This is a genomic window from Paenibacillus sp. FSL H7-0331, assembly GCF_001956045.1.
The window spans coordinates 101,005-117,594 of the sequence record NZ_MRTH01000020.1 but is presented as its reverse complement, the minus strand read 5'-3'; the positions used below and the strand labels follow the sequence as shown (position 1 = coordinate 117,594).

Here is a 16,590-nt window from a genome sequence, read left to right as displayed (position 1 = left end):
GGGAGCACGTATATGATGGATGAAGATTACGTAAGGCGGCAAGAGTCCGGCAGCAACGGTGACCACGGCATCAAGGGTTCCAGTGCCTTAGGAGCCTGGTGAGTGGTAAGCTGGGGCAACTGTTCAAATACGTACACGAGGTACCAAAAAGGATGCAGACCATTTTCCGTCTCGATCACGCTGTAAATAGCAGCGCTGGCCTTTGCGCCACGAGCTATAGAACTGTGTTATTCCCCGAACCGAGCATATAACTGCTATTATCCAATTGACGATATAGAAGCCCATCTTTCCAGCTCATTCGTGCAAATGAGTACGGACGGATAGCGGAGCATATCCTGCATATCCTCCTCCCGGTCCACCGTATAAGGGATAAAGATTATATTTTCCTGTTCACAACGTTGAATCAGTTCCGGGGTGACATAGTCCAAACTAATCGACAAATATCGGGCATTCAGCTCTTTTAGGAATGGGAATAAGGCCGGGCTGGCACTATGATTGATCAACCCAATTTCAGCTTTAGGCTCCAACTGTCTTAGCTTTACCATAGAATAATGATCGAAGGAGGAAAAAAACACTTGATCCAGCATCCCCATCTCTTGTACCATAGTCAATGCCTTTTCTTCTAATCCAGGATACAGATTCCCCATCTGCTTGAGTTCAATGTCAATGATTAGTTGATCCCTCAACAAAGTCAATGCCTCTTCCAGAGTAGGAATTTGCTCGGTTCCCCCTATCCGCAGTTCCTTGAGCTCAGCCAAGGTCAAATCCTTTACCCGCCCTTGTCCGTTCGTCATGCGGTCCACTGATGTATCGTGGATAATCACGGGTACGCCATCCTTACTAAGCTGAACATCCAGTTCCAGATATGAATAAGAGAGCTTCACTGTCTCCTTAAATGAAATCAGCGTATTTTCAGGATAACGGCTAGGGCAGCCTCTGTGCGCGATACCTTTTACTTTCATCATGCATCCCTCCGTACAATCGTTGAATTGAATACAAATCGTTCCATTGCTTCCACTACGCCTTCACCATAGCTTTTGCTGCACACATAGGAAGCCTTCTTTTTAAGCTCGGGGTGACTGTTGGCTACGGCTACGCCAATTCCGGAGTTTTCTAGCATATCCAGATCATTCATTTGGTTTCCGATGCTCATGACTTCCCGCGACTCTAAATTCATCAAGGTCATCAGTTTTTTCAGAGTCGTACCCTTGCTTTGAAAGGGCGGTAGAATTTCAAATAAGTCATCCTCAGACTGTGTAATAGCGTATTGCTTGCGAAAGCTGCTTTGTTGCTTTTGCCAGATTTCCTTTATCTGCTTCACATCTCCGACCATAACGACCTTCTGGACAGGAGTGGTAAGCCAATCGTCAGCAAGCGCATGTATGAAAGAACTGCGAATTCCCTCTTTTTGTTCAAATAACTCCAATTGCGGCGAACGCCGGATCGCATGAAGTCCATCCTCTCGAAACAGCATGACGGTCACCCCGAGCCGGTCACATTCCAATAAAAAAGATGAAGTCTCTTCCAGGGTAATCATCTCCATCTCTAATACACGATCCTGATTCGCCAGCACGCCTCCATTGCATAAAATAAAAGGAATATCAATATTCAGCTGTTTAATTATACTTTCGGTACTTGGACCGAAACGGCCAGTAGCGATTGTAAACAGCCCACCGGCTAATCGAAATCGATCGATGGCATCTTTAACCGTGTCAGTTACTCTGTTGTCCTCAGACAGCAGCGTTCCATCCAAATCACTGACTATCATGCGAATTCCACTCATAGATTAACTACCCTTTCTTTTAAGCCTGAACCTATATTTTTCATAGCTATCCCAGCTTTCATTTACGAATGGTCAGTGCCTCGGTAAATGCCGAGAGAATGATATGAGCAGAAGCCGCTCCCGGGTCGATATGACCGGAAGAACGCTCCCCCAACCGGCTGGATCGTCCTATTCGGGATATTAATAAAGCGGTTGAGCGTTTGCCTTCCTCAGCAGCCTTCACAGCCGCTTCCAAGCTCTCCAATAGTCCTTGACCCTCTGCTCTGGCTTGCTGGAGAGCGTCCATCGCAGGAAGCCAGGCATCCATCATGGTTTTATCGCCGATCTGGGCTTTGCCACGTTCTTGAATCCCCTTTACCGCAGCCAACCAAAACTGAACGATATCCTCCTCCTCCAGCTCCTCTTTTCCTTGAAGCACCGCTGCTCCACGCAGAAAGGCCGTGGCATACAGCGGTCCTACCGACGATCCGACCGCATTCAGGAAGGTCATTGCGATTTTTTTGCACAAGGCTCCGCAATCTCCCCCTTCGAATGCAGCTGTTGCTTCAACGATAGCTTCCCAGCCTAGCGACATCGTGACCCCATGATCACCATCGCCCACTGCCCTGTCCAGCTCGGACAACCCTTCTTTCTCCTCCTCGATTCGTAAGGCAATATGACCGAAGAGACTTTTCCATTGCTCCATGTTTACTTTCATTAACTTTCCCTCCTCAATGCTTTGCATTAGCAAGACATCGGTAGCATTAGATGAGCTCTTACTGCTGCACATACATCGGTGTATCTGTCGGATGATCGATCAGCCGGATCAACTCATCGTCCAGCTTCATAACCGACACAGAGCAGCCTCCCATTTCCAGCGAGGTCACATATTCCCCCACAAAGGAACGATGAATGCTCACACCCAAGTCTTTCAGGCGCTTCGCCACTCGACGGTACACAACGAACAACTCCATATGCGGTGTCGATCCGAGCCCGTTGACCAAAACCACTACCCGTTCCCCTGCAGTGATCGGCATATCCTCGAGGATTCGCTCCAGCAGTGCATCCGTCACTTCGTCCGCTGTCTTGAGTGTTCCCCGCTCAATGCCCGGCTCTCCGTGAATGCCCAAGCCAATCTCCATCTCATCCTCGCCCAGCACAAAGCTTGGCTTACCCGTCTGAGGCACGGCGCACGGGCTCAGGGCCACGCCCATTGTCCGGAGATTAGCATTGGCTTTACGGGCAGCGAGGACTACTTCATCCAGGGTATAGCCTTGATCGGCTGCCGCTCCCGCCGTTTTAAAAACAAGAAAGCCCCCGGCAATCCCACGACGGCGATCTGCTTGCGATAGCGGAGCTGAAGCTGCATCATCGGTTACCAGCACCGTCTGAACCTGTATATCCTCCATCTCCGCAAGCTCGGCTGCCATATCGAAGTTCATGCAATCTCCTGCATAATTGCCGTATATATATACAACACCAGCACCCCCGTTGACCGCTCGGGTCACTTCGAGGATCGGATCCGGCGGTGGTGAAGCGAACACGTTACCTACCGGTACGCCGTCAGCAAATCCACGTCCTATCAAACCCATGAAGGCTGGCTCATGACCACTGCCGCCGCCTATCACTACACCCACCTTACCTGCTCTTGCCGTTTCCACACTTACTACGGACCGTTTATTCTCAGGCAGCACCTTCACATATTTCGGATACGCCGCCACATACCCTTCAATCATTTCATCGACTACCGCATTGGGCACATTAATCAGTTTTTTCAAGACCTAACCGCTCCTTCCTTCTATCCCTTTGCTTTATTCATGTGTAGAACATGAACTGATTTCTTTTGCATATACACCCGTACCTGCGAGCCTTTGCTCGCCTTCCATAATCTTCTGAACCTTGCGCTCCGAGTTGCCCCCGTCAAATTCCGATTCCAGCCATGCACGGACAATATGTTTAGCCAATTCCGAACCGATCACTCTCGCTCCCATCGTCAGCACCTGGGCATTGTTACTCTTCATAGCACGTTCTGCCGAATAAGTGTCATGGCAAAGTGCTGCACGGATTCCCGGAACCTTATCCGCCGTAATCGTCATTCCTATACCAGTACCACAGATCAGGATGGCACGGTCATAATGGCCTCGAACAACTTCTTCTGCAACAGCAAAGCCAACATCAGGATAATCGATGGACTGGGTACTGTCTGCCGGACCAAAATCAACATGCTCAACACCTCGTTCTCCGAGATAGCTTTTAATAATTTCCTTCAAGGTGAAACCCGCCTCATCGGCTCCAATGGCTATTCTCATGTGTAAGGCTCCTTTATTATAGAAATACGTGTATGAGAGGTTGTTCAAAAAGTCCCCACTTGATCACGAGGTAACACAGGAAGCGTATTCGACATCGAAACTTGCATTCACCTTCGAAGTCCGGTGCTCACTTAGGTTTTGCCTAAGCTCCGCTCCTCCTTCTTCAGGTTCTTGCAACCTTCTCGGTGCTGAAGTGCGAACTTTTTGAACTCGTACTTTAAGACAAGTTAGGGAATAAGAACGACCTTCAATGAGTTAATACCTTTTTTCACCAAATCAAAGCCTTCCAAATATTGCTCCAATGGAAGCATATGAGTGACTACCCCCTCTGTCGGGAAATCTCCATTAGCAATGCCCTCTATAACAAGCGGGTAACAATAAGGTCCAAGATGGGAGCCAAGCACATCCAATTCTTTTCTATCGCTTATAATGCTCCAATCTACCGTGACGGGATCCTTGAACACACTGAATTCAACGAACCTGCCCAGTTTACGGATCATGTTAAGTCCCTGCTCAACGGATTTGGGGTGTCCGGTAGCCTCGATATAAATATCGCAACCGTAACCTTCCGTCAGCTTTTTAATCTCAGCAACCACATCAACCTCTTTCGGGTTCAATACCAGGTCCGCACCAAATTCTCTGGCTAATTGCAATCTCTCTTCGAACAAATCCAGCACGATTAGCTTTCCGGCTCCGGATCTTTTCGCGGCGCCTACCATTCCTAAACCTAATGTTCCTGCTCCCGAAATGACGACTACATCACCAAGCTCGATTTGTGCACGCTGGACGGCATGGAGAGAGCAAGCATAAGGCTCAATCAGAATAGCTTTCTCAATCGGGAGATCAAGCGGAACTTTGAAATTAATGGCTTCCTTCGTGAACTTCATATATTCCGCCATGGCACCGTTTACATTATTCTGAAAACCGTACAGGTCGTGCTTTTCGCACATCCAATACTGTCCACGCTTGCAGAACCGGCAATTCCAGCAAGGCACAATCTGTTCGGATATGACCCGATCACCAATCGAATACCCTTCAACACCTTCTCCGATCTGGACCACAAAGCCGATAAATTCATGTCCGGGAATCATGGGGGCTTTAATGTAAGAAGCTTGTTTGTCATCCCCCCAGAAGCTTGGCGCTCCTTGGAACGCTTTTATATCACCTGCACAAATACCACAAGCTTCAACTTTAATGACCATCTCGCCAAAACCTGCTGTCGGTACATCAACTGTTTCCAGCCGATAATCGCCCGGGGCATAGGCTACAATGGCTTTCATATTTCCAGGAATCATACTGATATTCACTAAATAACCTCCCTAGTATATATATTAGATAAATATAACAATTCCTATTTTACATATTTATTTTCGCATCTAAGCCAAACTTTGTCAACGTTTAATTTGATTTATACTGTTGTTTGTTATCATTTGTTTTCATTTAAACGAAATCCAACAATTTAAATTTGTGATATAATAGTGAAGATAGCGCAAATGAATTTGATTGCTGTAAGACGATACTAACGCTTATGCTTCATATTTATGTGTTTGTGGTTGCTTTATTAATTTTAATTATATTTCCATACGTATTTGACATCAATTATTGAATGATTATTTTTATTTTGTTATAATACTAAAAAAATGTACTCTAGGAGATGCGAACATGTTGGCACCCGAACGACGTAATCAGATTATGCAAATATTAAACGAAAATAAACAATTGTTAGTTAAAGATATATCCATAGAATTAAACGTTTCCGAAGGAACGCTTCGCAATGATCTCAAAATTCTGGAAGAGGACGGTTTACTGGAAAGAACACATGGTGGTGCTGTTTTACCAAAACCAACAACCTCCGAGAATACCTTTCACTCACGCAGCTTAGCTAATCAAGCGGAGAAGAAGATGATAGGTAAAGCTGCTCTTCCCTTTGTTCAAAATGGCCAATGTATCATTCTCGACGCCAGTTCAACCTCCCTTGAACTTGCCAAGCTTTTGATTAACTACGATTATTTAACCGTTGTGACTAACGGGTTGGCCACAGCGCAAGAATTAACTCGCAATCCTCATATTAACGTCATCGTTATCGGAGGCGTGCTTAGACCAGGCTCGAGCTCATTGGAAGGCTTGCTTGGCAAAGGACTGCTCTCGCAAATTCATGCCGACGTGTTCTTCACCTCTGCGCATGGCTTTACCACCACTTCCGGTCTAGCCGATTTCAGCATCTATGAAGCCGAGCTGAAAAAACTGATGGTGAACAATGTAAATAAAGTGGTTGCCTTGCTGGATCATTCCAAGCTGAACCGCAGATCCATCGCAACCTTTGCAGAGGTTAATCAAATAAGTACCCTAATTACGGATCAAAGCGCCGACAGGGACTTCCTGAATACCCTCGATGGTATAGAGATCGTCATTGCCGATTAATCTAAGCAATCCCCCCTATATTCAGGCCCCTCCTGCTTTCCAATACTACTAAATAAATTTTCCATTTTCTGGAGCATTTTGTCCACCATATATGGACGATCTGCTTGCTTTGCCGAAATAACAAACAGGGGCAGCTTTCTTGCCCCTTGTATCTACCCAATCCATTTATAGGAATGACTAGCCACCATTCTGCCTATCATTGAAATAACGGTGAATCGTTTGTACAAACACTTTCGGTTCGTCGACGGCAAACCGTCGGATCCCCATATCCATAAGCTCGAACATAGAATCCTGGTCGAAGTGAAATGGCAATACTTCCAGTTCTAATCCGGCTTCGTTCAAATGCTTAAGCGCCTCCTGCAAAAACTCACGCTGCAGCCTGTATCTCCATCCTTCATTTGCCTTGGCATCGACCAAATGAATTTGAACGATGTCAAGGGAGTCGAATCCGGTTTCAAGCGTCTCTTGAAATCTGAAGTCAACCTCATTATCGGGAATCCATTGCATAGTACGCACCTCTGGCACTAACCGTTTAACCGTCTTGCAGTTCTCATGATTGGAGTGGCAAAAAATAATTTGTCGCCCAACTCCATATTCCTTAATGAGCAAAGCCATTTTTTTCAAGTCGACCTCTTTGAAATCCAGGTAGAGCTCACGCTCAGGGTACTGAGCTAACACGGACAATATTTGAGCAAGTGCGGGGACCTTCTCTCCCCTATACTGTTCACTGAATTTGATCCCTGCATCCCATTCTTGAACCTCAGCAAACGCGCATTCCGAAATCAGTCGATCCTGATCCGATTCAGGTGCGTTTGTTGTTCGCTTCGGCGTTGTATCATGCATACCGATAATAACACCATCAGCAGTTTGCCTAATATCGAGTTCCGGAATGCCGCCAAGCTCCCAAGCATATCGCATGGCCGCCAATGTGTTCTCAGGCATCTCGGCATTCGTGCTTTGATGGGCTTGCCAATGAACCTTTTGATTTGCATCTTTACGATCTGTAACCATCATGAAAGTCCGCTCCCCACGTTTATTTCGACAGAATTCTATCGGTTTCTTTCTTAAAGGACGACAATGTTGTTTGTATATCTTTACTGTCATACATTATCGCTTCACTTGCTGATAAGAATTCCTTATTTACCTCAGGCCAAGCAACACTCTTGTTCGTATCAACCGCATATTGAAGCTGGTCGTAAGCAGTTTTACGATTGGGCTCCTTTGCCCACAATTCTTTAATTTCTTTAGACTCAACCATAGCTTTTGTAAACGGTAGGTACCCGGATTGCAAAATGAACTGCAAGCCTCCCTGCGGATCCGTTTCCATCCAGCGCATAAACTCCCAAGCCGCTTTTTTATCGGCAGCAGATGACAGCATAGCTACGTTTGCTCCGCCGGTCGGGTTAGCGAATACTTTGTCCTTAGGCAAGAATGCGGTTACATAGTTAAACTTAACGATACCACTGAAGCTGCCGATGTTGCCTGTTGATTGATAGAAAACACCCACTTTACCGTCAATGAACATTTGATTTGTAATTTCACCGGAATCTTTGGCAGGAGGATAGTATAACGCACCTGTGCTTTGAAGATCCTTCAAGAATTTGAACATTCTCAGTCCAACCCCGTTATCTACAAAACCAACCGTTTTCTTATCGTCACTGAAGAACTTTCCTCCGGCTTGAGAAATCATGGCTATAGGATACCAAGTATCATACGGCATCGTCATACCATACCGTTTGTACTGCCCATTTTCTTTGACGACCAATGCTTCGGATACTTTCTGCAATTCATCCCAAGTAGTCGGAATGGCGAGCCCTTTCTCATCCAGCAATGTTTTATTAATATGCATGATCGGAGTCGAACGATTTAACGGAAGTGAAACCAGCTTTTTATTAAAGGTCGAATGTCCCATAAATCCAGGCACAAAAATATCTTCGCTCAAATTGGAGCTCTTGAGATACGGGTTAAGGTCTTCGAGCACATCTGCATCTGCAAAAAACTCTACATATGCACGCTCCAGCATGGTAATATCCGGTCCTTTCTTAGCAGCAATGGCTTGCTGAAGCTTGGTTACGGTTTCATCATAACTACCTTGGTATGTACCCACAACCTCAATATCTTTATGACTCTCATTGAAGCGTTTGATTAAGCCATCCATATACTCCAAATTTTTCCCGCCTAGGGAGTGCCAGAACTGAACGGTCGTCTTTCCAGTCTTGGCAGGCTCTGGTACCTTAGCGGTTTCAGCTGGTTTTTGAGTACCTGCTGGCGTGGAAGCCGGCTTGGTTTCATTCACTTGCGGTGTACCTCCGGAGCAGCCTGCTAACAGACTCAGTACTACCGGTACTGTCATCATTACACTTAACTTATTCCTCATTTTGAAATTCCTCCAGTTTCTTTGTCTCATATTTGATCTAATAGAAACCAACCTGCTACTTAATGCCAGAGTAAACAAAAGCTTTAACAATTTGCTTGTAGCAGAACAGATACACAATAAGAATAGGAACAACCAAAACAACGTTTCCAGCCATGATAATATTCCAGTTACTGATCCCTTCGGTCATTCGGAGCATGGCAATACCTATAGTCAGAGGGCGGATTGAAGCCGAATCTGTCATAATCAACGGCCAGAAATAATCGTTCCAATGACTGACAAAACTGAACAGCGCGATGGTTGCCAACGCCGACTTTGACATCGGAATCATAATGTTCCATACAATCTTAAACTCACTTGCATTATCCAGCTTCGCTGCTTCGATAATTTCTTGCGGTATTTGCATAAAATATTGACGCATGAGGAAGATTCCGAAGGCGCTGGACATAAAAGGAATAATTTGTGGCAGCAGCGTCTTGCCGATTCCCCAATCCGCCATCATTAAATAGATAGGAATAAAAGTAACCTGTCCAGGAACCATGAAAGCCAGTAAAACCATGCCGAACAGTATATTTTTCCCTGCAAATTTATATTTGGCAAATGAGTAGGCTGCCGGGATCATTACGGCTAATTGAATCACAATAATCGAGACCGTAATGATGACAGAATTGATTCCATACGTCAGAAATGGCCCTGCTTTCATGGCGTCTACAAAATTGACCCATTGAGGCATCACCGGAATAATCGTAGGCGGGAAAGTCATGGTCTCCTCAAACGTTTGCAGCGACGTTGAAATCATCCATAGAAATGGGACAATAAACACCATTAACACGGCCGCTTTCAATATAATTTCCAATATCGTCCAATATTTGAATTCATATGTCTTCAAGTACGAATTCCCCTTTTTCTTGGTTATGTAAGCGGCTTATTGGTAATGCACCTTTTTGGAAAGCACCCGGAAGTAGATAACGGTTAAAATCCCGATGATAGCCATAAGAACTACACCTGTAGCAGCTGAGTAACCAATATTCGTTGTTCGATATTCATAAATGTAGTAAACGAGAGTACTTGTTGCGTTATTTGGACCTCCGCCCGTCATAACTTGAACGGTATCAAACACTTTAAAGGAGCCGATTGTCATAATGAGCAGGATGAAAAACAGCTGTGGTGATATAAGTGGTATCGTTATCTTGTAGAACACTTTGAACCGGCTGGCATTATCTAGCGCTGCCGCTTCATAGATAGTTGGAGGTATGCTTTGCAGCGCAGCAATAATGATCAACGTGTAGTAGCCTATGCCATGCCACACAGATACGATAATGACCGAAATAAGTGCTGTACTCGAGCTCTGCAGCCATTGGGAAGGTGGCAGCCCTATCGCTTTGAACACAAAATTCAGTAAACCTTGACTTGGTTCCATAATCCACAGCCACACCAGCGCAATGGATACAATAGAAATGATGTGCGGTGTGAATATACCTGCTTGAACAATAGCATTGAACCGTTTCTTTTTATTCAACCATAAAGCAATGAGCAGGGATAACAGCAAGGTGAATACGACTACACCGACTGTGTAAAATACCGTATTCATCAGCGCCTGGTAAAAATCTTCCCGAGTAAAAATTTGTTTAAAGTTATCAAATCCGATGTATTTACTTTTCGCTTTGTTCAACAGGTTGTATTTATAAAAGCTTAAATAAACTAAATAAACAACAGGATACATAATAAAAAGACAAATACCTATCATAGCAGGAGTAACCAATAGATACGGACGAAGCCTTTCCCATAATGTTCTATTATCCATGCCGCTGCCCTTTCAGCGCCTCCAAGTAGTCAGGAAAACGGCTATGCTTCTCAAGAATACGGTTTTCATCGGCTCCGAAAAAAAACAACTTGGATGCCTGAACTCCCAAGTATACCTCTTGATCGACGCTAAAGCGGTCTTCGACGCACTTGACCATGAAGGAATGCTCTTTGGTTTTTATTTGATACAGCGTTTCGGATCCAAGCATCTCCCTTGTAGCAATTACTCCACGGAGAGAATAATGATGGTCGAGAGGCTCATTGGATACTTCCGTACTCTCCGGTCGGAAACCAAACTTCACTCCGTCCACATTCAAGTTACCCACATTCATTGGCGGGACGCCGATAAACTGTGCTGCGAACAAATTGTTGGGCTGACGATAAATAATATCCGGTGGAGCCTCTTGTTGTATCAGTCCCTGGTTCATTAAAACAATCGTGTCAGCCATAGACATCGCTTCCACTTGATCGTGCGTTACATATACGAAGGTGGTACCTAATTTCTTGTGCAGCTCGATCAATTCGATACGCATCTGCCCTCTGAGCTTGGCATCCAGATTGGACAACGGCTCATCCATCAGAAACACGGAAGGCTTCTTAACCATGGCACGTGCCAATGCGACGCGCTGGCGTTGTCCGCCGGATAAGGTGGACGGTTTACGGTCAAGGTAGTTATTCAAACCAACTGTAGTACTGATACTCTCCACGAGTTGGGTTCTTTCCTCTTTACCCACCTTATTGTTTTTTAGTCCAAACTCAATATTCTCCCTTACAGACATCGTGGGGTAAATGGCATAGTTTTGGAATACCATAGCTACTCCTCTTTGACCGGGTGCAATTCGTGTGACATCCTTTCCGTTTATAAGCACCGAACCAGAGGTCTGAGGATCAATACCGGCAATCATACGAAGAAGTGTCGTCTTCCCGCAGCCTGACGGACCAACCAGAACCGTAAACTTCCCGTCTTCAATCTTTAAATCCAAATCTTTTATAACATCCTGCTTATCAAACGATTTGGTTACCTTCACGAACTCTATGGATGCCAAGAGAAATCCCTCTCCTTTTCTTTACAACAATTCAAAACAGCTCCCTTTTTCAATCGCCAAGCTTCAACACTCTTATAATCAAGCACACCTCCTGATATACACGAAACTAAGATACCGGCTAACCGCATTATTGAATGCGTATACAATAAAGACTCTAACCAGACTATGGATGCCTTCTCATGCTGCAATCATTAGTTAAAGCTAAGATTATAGTTATTATTTTCGCACTATAACTTTCGTTTGTCAACGTTTATTTGTCGTTTATGATCATATATCTTCGATATTTGTTGTAAATTGATGTTACTTGGTTTTTATCTTTCTAAAATAAGTTTTTCGTGTACTGAAATCAAAATCCGATCATTCACTGCATATTTTCACTTTATTAACAATTGATAAAAACCAACAAACAACAAAATAAATCATTAATCATTAATCATTAACAAAATGAACTGTTAACTTTCCGCAGGAAAAAAAACCACCCCTTTTCCCTGTAAGGAAATAAGAGTGGCAACACTCTCTACGGTAAATCAAGATGACTTAACGGTTTTACAACAATATGATTTGATCCCGATCCGCATTTTGCCCATATGCATGTAATGGCCGATGATATTGAGGTAACTTATCATATAGAATCTGCGCAGCTTCTAATAATTCTTTATCCTCGATGGCTACTATGCGGGTTCGAACTTCAGACTTATCGATTTCCACGATGCGTATGGAAGGATGACACATGCCTGCTGCAGTTTGAATAAAGTTCCATTGTTCTTCTCTTACAATGGAGTGTATGTGATTGTGGCCGTTGAAGTAAAAACAGTTTCCTTGTCTTTTTCGTAATATTGCACGCATATCAATGGTCGGATCAATATGCATTTTTTCATCCGTTGACCCGGTTGTCGTGTTATATAGGGGATGATGGGCAAAAACTAAAATTGGCTTTGATGGAGAAACGAGCATTTGTGCCTCCAACCATTCCAATTGGTCCGCATTAAGATGACCGCTATAATCTTTCGGGTCCATTTCTCTAGTCGAATCAACAAACACGAATAGGGCCTCTTCGGTTTCAAATACATCATTCAATGGATTAGCAATCAATGATTGAATTTTAGTTTTAGGTAATTCATAAGCATCGTGGTTTCCTAATATATGGCGAAAAGATATACCGGAGTTACGAATATGTTGATAAACGCTTTCAAATTCTTCCTCCCATCCCATGTGGGTCAAATCACCAAGGGAGATGTGCAAGTCGGCTTCAATTTCGAAGAACTTTTGCAAATATCTCTCATAGAAACTTTCTTTAGCCAATAACAGTTCTTCATTTCCTTGTACAAATTTATTATCAAAAAAATGCAAATCACCAATTATCGCCAAACGCATCATTTTATCTCTCTCCCATCTCAATTTAACGATTTCTAGTCGATTGATCGGAACCAAAACAAGGCTTGGTCCCAGACAAATTGCTCCAAAATGGTGTTGGTCCTGTTACGTTACTCGCCGGAAGGCACATCAATTTGCACATGGATCGGGACCGGAATTCCGAAATCAGGATTACCTTGATCATCCCATCCGAATTTTTGTGCTCTAGTACTGCGATGTGCACTTCCTGCACCCGAAACTGGAATCGCGTGGTAGACTATCCAATATTCCTTATCATCAGGTGATTTAACAAAACTATTATGCCCGGGACCGAACACCTGGTTTTCCAAGCTCTTGTGGAATACTGGATTTGGAGTCTTTATCCAGGATTTCGGATTCATCACATCATCCTGTTCGGAGCACGTCAGCATACCTAGTGAATAGTCATCAGACCAACAAGTGCTTGCCGAGAACACAAGAAAAATCTTCCCATAGCCTCTCAAAATTGCTGGTCCTTCATTAATCGCCATACCACCCTGCATTTCCCATGGGTCCGTCGGTTTACTGAGCAGGACGTTTTCTCCTTCTATTGTCCAAGGATTGGCCATTTTTGCAATATAAATCGCAGACCCATATTCCGGGAAATGACCGTAGCCCGCATACAGGAAATAAAGCTCTCCCCTATGTTCAAATACCGTACCATCCAAGCCTGCATACTCTGTAATAATTGAGCCTTTATCCATCCATGTTCCTTCAAAAGGGTCTTCTTCTTCATTTTCAAGGACGAATATTTTTCGAGTACTGTCCCCTCCTCCATCATTCGCTGTATAGTAAATATACCACTTTTTGTTAATATAATGAATTTCAGGAGCCCAAAGATTCTTGCTATTGCTGCCTGTTTCCTCCGGGGTCCAGATTGTCTTTTGGTTACCGCTGGCGATATTCGTCATATTGTCAGATTTCCATAGATCCAGTCGACCTTGTCTTGTAACCATCAAATAATAGGTTCCGTCTTCGTGTTTATACATCCAAGGGTCCGCGCCGTTCTCGAGTAATGGATTCATAAAAGTTTTGCCCATACCCTACCACTCCTCTATAATATTTGAAGTTCATTTAGTCTACAGGCAAAGATCACTGCGTGCTGTAGAAGTCTTTGCCTGTCGATCCATAAATCCGCTGTTACTTTGCCAATTTCAATTTACCGATTTCGGTTTCGAAACTTTTAGCCATGGATTGTAATGCTTCTTCCCGCGTCGTTTGACCGTTCAAAACACTCTGAGTTGCCACTTCCTGAATATCATTTAACTTGGCAGAAATAAAGGGAACGTCCGTATCGGCAAGTATTTTTGCCGCTTTTAATGAATTCAATAATGCTGGGTAGAATGGTTGGGAGTCCCTTACTTCTTGTCTTTCATAATTTGATTTTCGTGTCGGATCCATCGTATCTTTCATTTTCAACAGTTCCGCATCTTTGGATGTCACATATTCGATAAATTTGTAAGCTAATTCTGCCTCCTTTGATGTTTCCGCCATCGATATCGCCCAACCGCCAAGAGTAGGTGCTTGACCGGGAGTTACGGCAAATCCAACTTTATCCTTAACTTTGGATTTATCGCCTTGGATAACGGAAAACAATCCAGGCCACTGTTCCATCATGGCAACTTCACCCGTGGCAAAGAAGTTATTGGCCTCATCCCATCCAAATTGCAGCAATTCTTTCGGTGCAGTTTTCTGAAGCTCCAACATAATGTTCATAGCTTCCAAACCGGCTTTATTGTTAAAGGCAGGTTTGAAGTTCCCATCTACATTATTGCCACCGTAATAGGCTAGACGGTTTACCCACAACCAACGACTTCTTCCTTTGGATGCCATAGTGCTGTATCCATAGGTCACTGGAGAATCGGGATTCAGGCTTTTGGTAAAAAATTTTGCTGTTTGTACAAACTCTTCCGGAGTTTCGGGAACTTTTAGCTCGTTCCCGGTTTTTTCTTTGTAGGCGGCCTTAATTTTGGGATCTTCAAACAAATCCTTTCGATAGAAGAATAATTGAACATCCGGTTTGTACGGAAACGCGACGAGTTTCCCTTTATACTTTCCATAGATATCCAATAGGCTTGGAATGAAATCAGCCATATCCAAATTAGGACTTGCGATACTGTGATTATCAACGAACGGCTGGAGGTTTTTCAATTGATTCCCTTCGGCGAAGCCATGGATAAAGGCGATCGGCGTAATGACAACATCGTAAATATGACTGGAGTTTAGATCCAATTGAACTTTATCCATCAAGTTATCTCCCGGAATACTTTGCACTTCTACTTTTGCGCCGGAAACCTGTTCAAAATATGGGGCAACAGCCTTGATTGCGTTTTCAAAACTTCCGCTTGAAACCGCCAAAGTAATTTTTCTGCCTTTATACTGTCCTTTCAAGGTGCTGCCACCATCCATATCCTTCAACTGGATACCGTACGGCTGGGGAAGCTCTTTCAAAGCAGCAGCAGGAGCAGCCCCTTGATTCGCTTTGCTGTCCATGACCTGTTGAGTATTTCCGCTGCATCCGGAGATCAATAAAGCGATAGCCAAAATGAAAATTAACGAGCATTTGATACCTTTTGACATTTAAATTCCTCCCTTTATTTTGTAAATTCTGGTGAATGAGCTCCAGAAACTTGACAAACGTTGGTTGTGGAAAAGTACAAATGGTCATCAACCTTTAACCGCACCGTCCGTTAACCCGCGAACGATAAATTTCTGAGTCGTTAATGACAAAATGATAGCAGGAAGCATAGCAATCGTTCCAGCTGCGGCAAGTGAGCCAAAGGGTGTATCCTCTTGATAGACGATGAGACCATTGATTCCGATAGGCAATGTTTTCTTAGCATCAGTAAACAATAAAACCAGAGCAAGACCGAATTCATTCCAAGCACCAAGGAAAATCAAGATTGAGGCTACCACAATCCCTGGTAAAACGAGTTTGATCGCAATATGCCTAAATACACCGTAATCGTTACACCCGTCAATGATCGCAGACTCAAATACTTCAGTTGGAATTTGGTCATAAAATCCCATGAACAACCAAATTGCCAACGGCAACGAAAATGTAATGTAACTGATTACTAAACCAGTCAAAGAATTTAGAAGACCCAAATTCTGGTAAATAATATAGAAAGGAATCGTATATACAAGACCGGGAATCATTCGAACAATGATGACTGTGTATAATGCAGTATACTTTCCTTTGAACTTATACCTTGAAAACCCGTAACCCGCCATCGTTGCAAACAATACCGCCACGACTGTGGTTATGATGGAGACAATCAAACTATTCAAGAAATAGATGCCAGCCCCTCCTTTTGAAAATATATCCACATAATTGTCCAAATGAAAGCTTGAGGGAAAAAACTCTGGAGGGGTTACGAAAATTTGTCCCGGTGTTTTAAAAGACATGGTAATGGCCCAATATATAGGGAATAAAAAGAAAATTGTAAATATGATCATCAACAAATAAATCATATATTTTTC

At 43.7% G+C, this 16,590-nt stretch carries 16 protein-coding genes and 1 pseudogene; 1 reads left to right on the top strand and 16 read right to left on the bottom strand.

Features of this window, described 5'->3' with window-relative positions:
• Positions 1 to 26: 26 nt before the first annotated feature.
• From BK127_RS44915 to BK127_RS25870, 7 genes and pseudogenes are all read right to left on the bottom strand, one after another.
• Positions 27 to 224 (bottom strand): annotated as a pseudogene (locus BK127_RS44915) (transposase domain-containing protein); the annotation flags it as partial.
• 33 nt (positions 225 to 257) lie between these two features.
• Positions 258 to 965 carry a glycerophosphodiester phosphodiesterase gene (locus tag BK127_RS25895; RefSeq protein ID WP_083689583.1) on the bottom strand — a complete coding sequence of 236 codons (708 nt, stop codon included), beginning with the start codon at positions 963 to 965 and terminating at the stop codon, positions 258 to 260.
• Positions 962 to 1,783, bottom strand: a complete 822-nt coding sequence (locus tag BK127_RS25890; RefSeq protein ID WP_076234416.1) for an HAD family hydrolase — start codon at positions 1,781 to 1,783, stop codon at positions 962 to 964. The genes BK127_RS25895 and BK127_RS25890 overlap by 4 nt, the downstream gene beginning before the upstream one ends.
• Before the next feature lie 58 nt (positions 1,784 to 1,841).
• Positions 1,842 to 2,480 carry a dihydroxyacetone kinase subunit DhaL gene (gene dhaL / locus BK127_RS25885; RefSeq protein WP_076234415.1) on the bottom strand — a complete coding sequence of 213 codons (639 nt, stop codon included), beginning with the start codon at positions 2,478 to 2,480 and terminating at the stop codon, positions 1,842 to 1,844.
• 58 nt (positions 2,481 to 2,538) lie between these two features.
• A complete protein-coding gene (locus tag BK127_RS25880; protein WP_076234414.1) occupies positions 2,539 to 3,540 on the bottom strand; it encodes a dihydroxyacetone kinase subunit DhaK in 1,002 nt (333 codons plus the stop codon).
• Positions 3,541 to 3,573: 33 nt separating this feature from the next.
• The gene (gene rpiB, locus BK127_RS25875) at positions 3,574 to 4,071 is read right to left on the bottom strand and encodes a ribose 5-phosphate isomerase B (protein ID WP_076234413.1); all 498 of its coding nucleotides are present in this window, start codon (positions 4,069 to 4,071) and stop codon (positions 3,574 to 3,576) included.
• Between the two features lie 227 nt (positions 4,072 to 4,298).
• Positions 4,299 to 5,351 carry an MDR/zinc-dependent alcohol dehydrogenase-like family protein gene (locus BK127_RS25870; protein ID WP_218639042.1) on the bottom strand — a complete coding sequence of 351 codons (1,053 nt, stop codon included), beginning with the start codon at positions 5,349 to 5,351 and terminating at the stop codon, positions 4,299 to 4,301.
• A gap of 382 nt (positions 5,352 to 5,733) precedes the next feature.
• On the opposite strand from BK127_RS25870, the gene BK127_RS25865 reads away from it, so the two are divergent.
• The gene (locus tag BK127_RS25865; protein ID WP_076234412.1) at positions 5,734 to 6,492 is read left to right on the top strand and encodes a DeoR/GlpR family DNA-binding transcription regulator; all 759 of its coding nucleotides are present in this window, start codon (positions 5,734 to 5,736) and stop codon (positions 6,490 to 6,492) included.
• A gap of 177 nt (positions 6,493 to 6,669) precedes the next feature.
• On the opposite strand, the gene BK127_RS25860 is transcribed toward BK127_RS25865, so the two are convergent.
• The 9 genes from BK127_RS25860 to BK127_RS25820 all read right to left on the bottom strand — a co-directional run bounded on the left by BK127_RS25860 (position 6,670) and on the right by BK127_RS25820 (position 16,581).
• On the bottom strand, positions 6,670 to 7,506 hold the full coding sequence (locus BK127_RS25860; protein WP_076234411.1) for a glycerophosphodiester phosphodiesterase: 837 nt from the start codon (positions 7,504 to 7,506) through the stop codon (positions 6,670 to 6,672).
• 19 nt (positions 7,507 to 7,525) lie between these two features.
• Positions 7,526 to 8,869 (bottom strand): ABC transporter substrate-binding protein, encoded by a 1,344-nt coding sequence (locus tag BK127_RS25855; protein WP_076234410.1) that lies wholly within the window; start codon positions 8,867 to 8,869, stop codon positions 7,526 to 7,528.
• A 55-nt stretch (positions 8,870 to 8,924) separates the two neighbouring features.
• Positions 8,925 to 9,755 (bottom strand): carbohydrate ABC transporter permease, encoded by an 831-nt coding sequence (locus BK127_RS25850; protein ID WP_076234409.1) that lies wholly within the window; start codon positions 9,753 to 9,755, stop codon positions 8,925 to 8,927.
• Positions 9,756 to 9,791: 36 nt separating this feature from the next.
• Positions 9,792 to 10,670: a carbohydrate ABC transporter permease gene (locus tag BK127_RS25845; RefSeq protein ID WP_076234408.1), complete on the bottom strand. Its 879-nt coding sequence runs from the start codon at positions 10,668 to 10,670 to the stop codon at positions 9,792 to 9,794.
• Positions 10,663 to 11,715 carry an ABC transporter ATP-binding protein gene (locus BK127_RS25840; protein WP_076234407.1) on the bottom strand — a complete coding sequence of 351 codons (1,053 nt, stop codon included), beginning with the start codon at positions 11,713 to 11,715 and terminating at the stop codon, positions 10,663 to 10,665. Before BK127_RS25840 ends, BK127_RS25845 begins: the two co-directional genes overlap by 8 nt.
• A gap of 546 nt (positions 11,716 to 12,261) precedes the next feature.
• The gene (locus BK127_RS25835; RefSeq protein WP_076234406.1) at positions 12,262 to 13,092 is read right to left on the bottom strand and encodes a metallophosphoesterase family protein; all 831 of its coding nucleotides are present in this window, start codon (positions 13,090 to 13,092) and stop codon (positions 12,262 to 12,264) included.
• Positions 13,093 to 13,199: 107 nt separating this feature from the next.
• The gene (locus BK127_RS25830; protein ID WP_076234405.1) at positions 13,200 to 14,147 is read right to left on the bottom strand and encodes a glycoside hydrolase family 43 protein; all 948 of its coding nucleotides are present in this window, start codon (positions 14,145 to 14,147) and stop codon (positions 13,200 to 13,202) included.
• A 100-nt stretch (positions 14,148 to 14,247) separates the two neighbouring features.
• Complete coding sequence (locus BK127_RS25825; RefSeq protein ID WP_076234404.1) at positions 14,248 to 15,687, bottom strand: ABC transporter substrate-binding protein; 1,440 nt, start codon at positions 15,685 to 15,687, stop codon at positions 14,248 to 14,250.
• An 87-nt stretch (positions 15,688 to 15,774) separates the two neighbouring features.
• Positions 15,775 to 16,581: a carbohydrate ABC transporter permease gene (locus BK127_RS25820; protein ID WP_179097599.1), complete on the bottom strand. Its 807-nt coding sequence runs from the start codon at positions 16,579 to 16,581 to the stop codon at positions 15,775 to 15,777.
• Positions 16,582 to 16,590 lie beyond the last annotated feature (9 nt).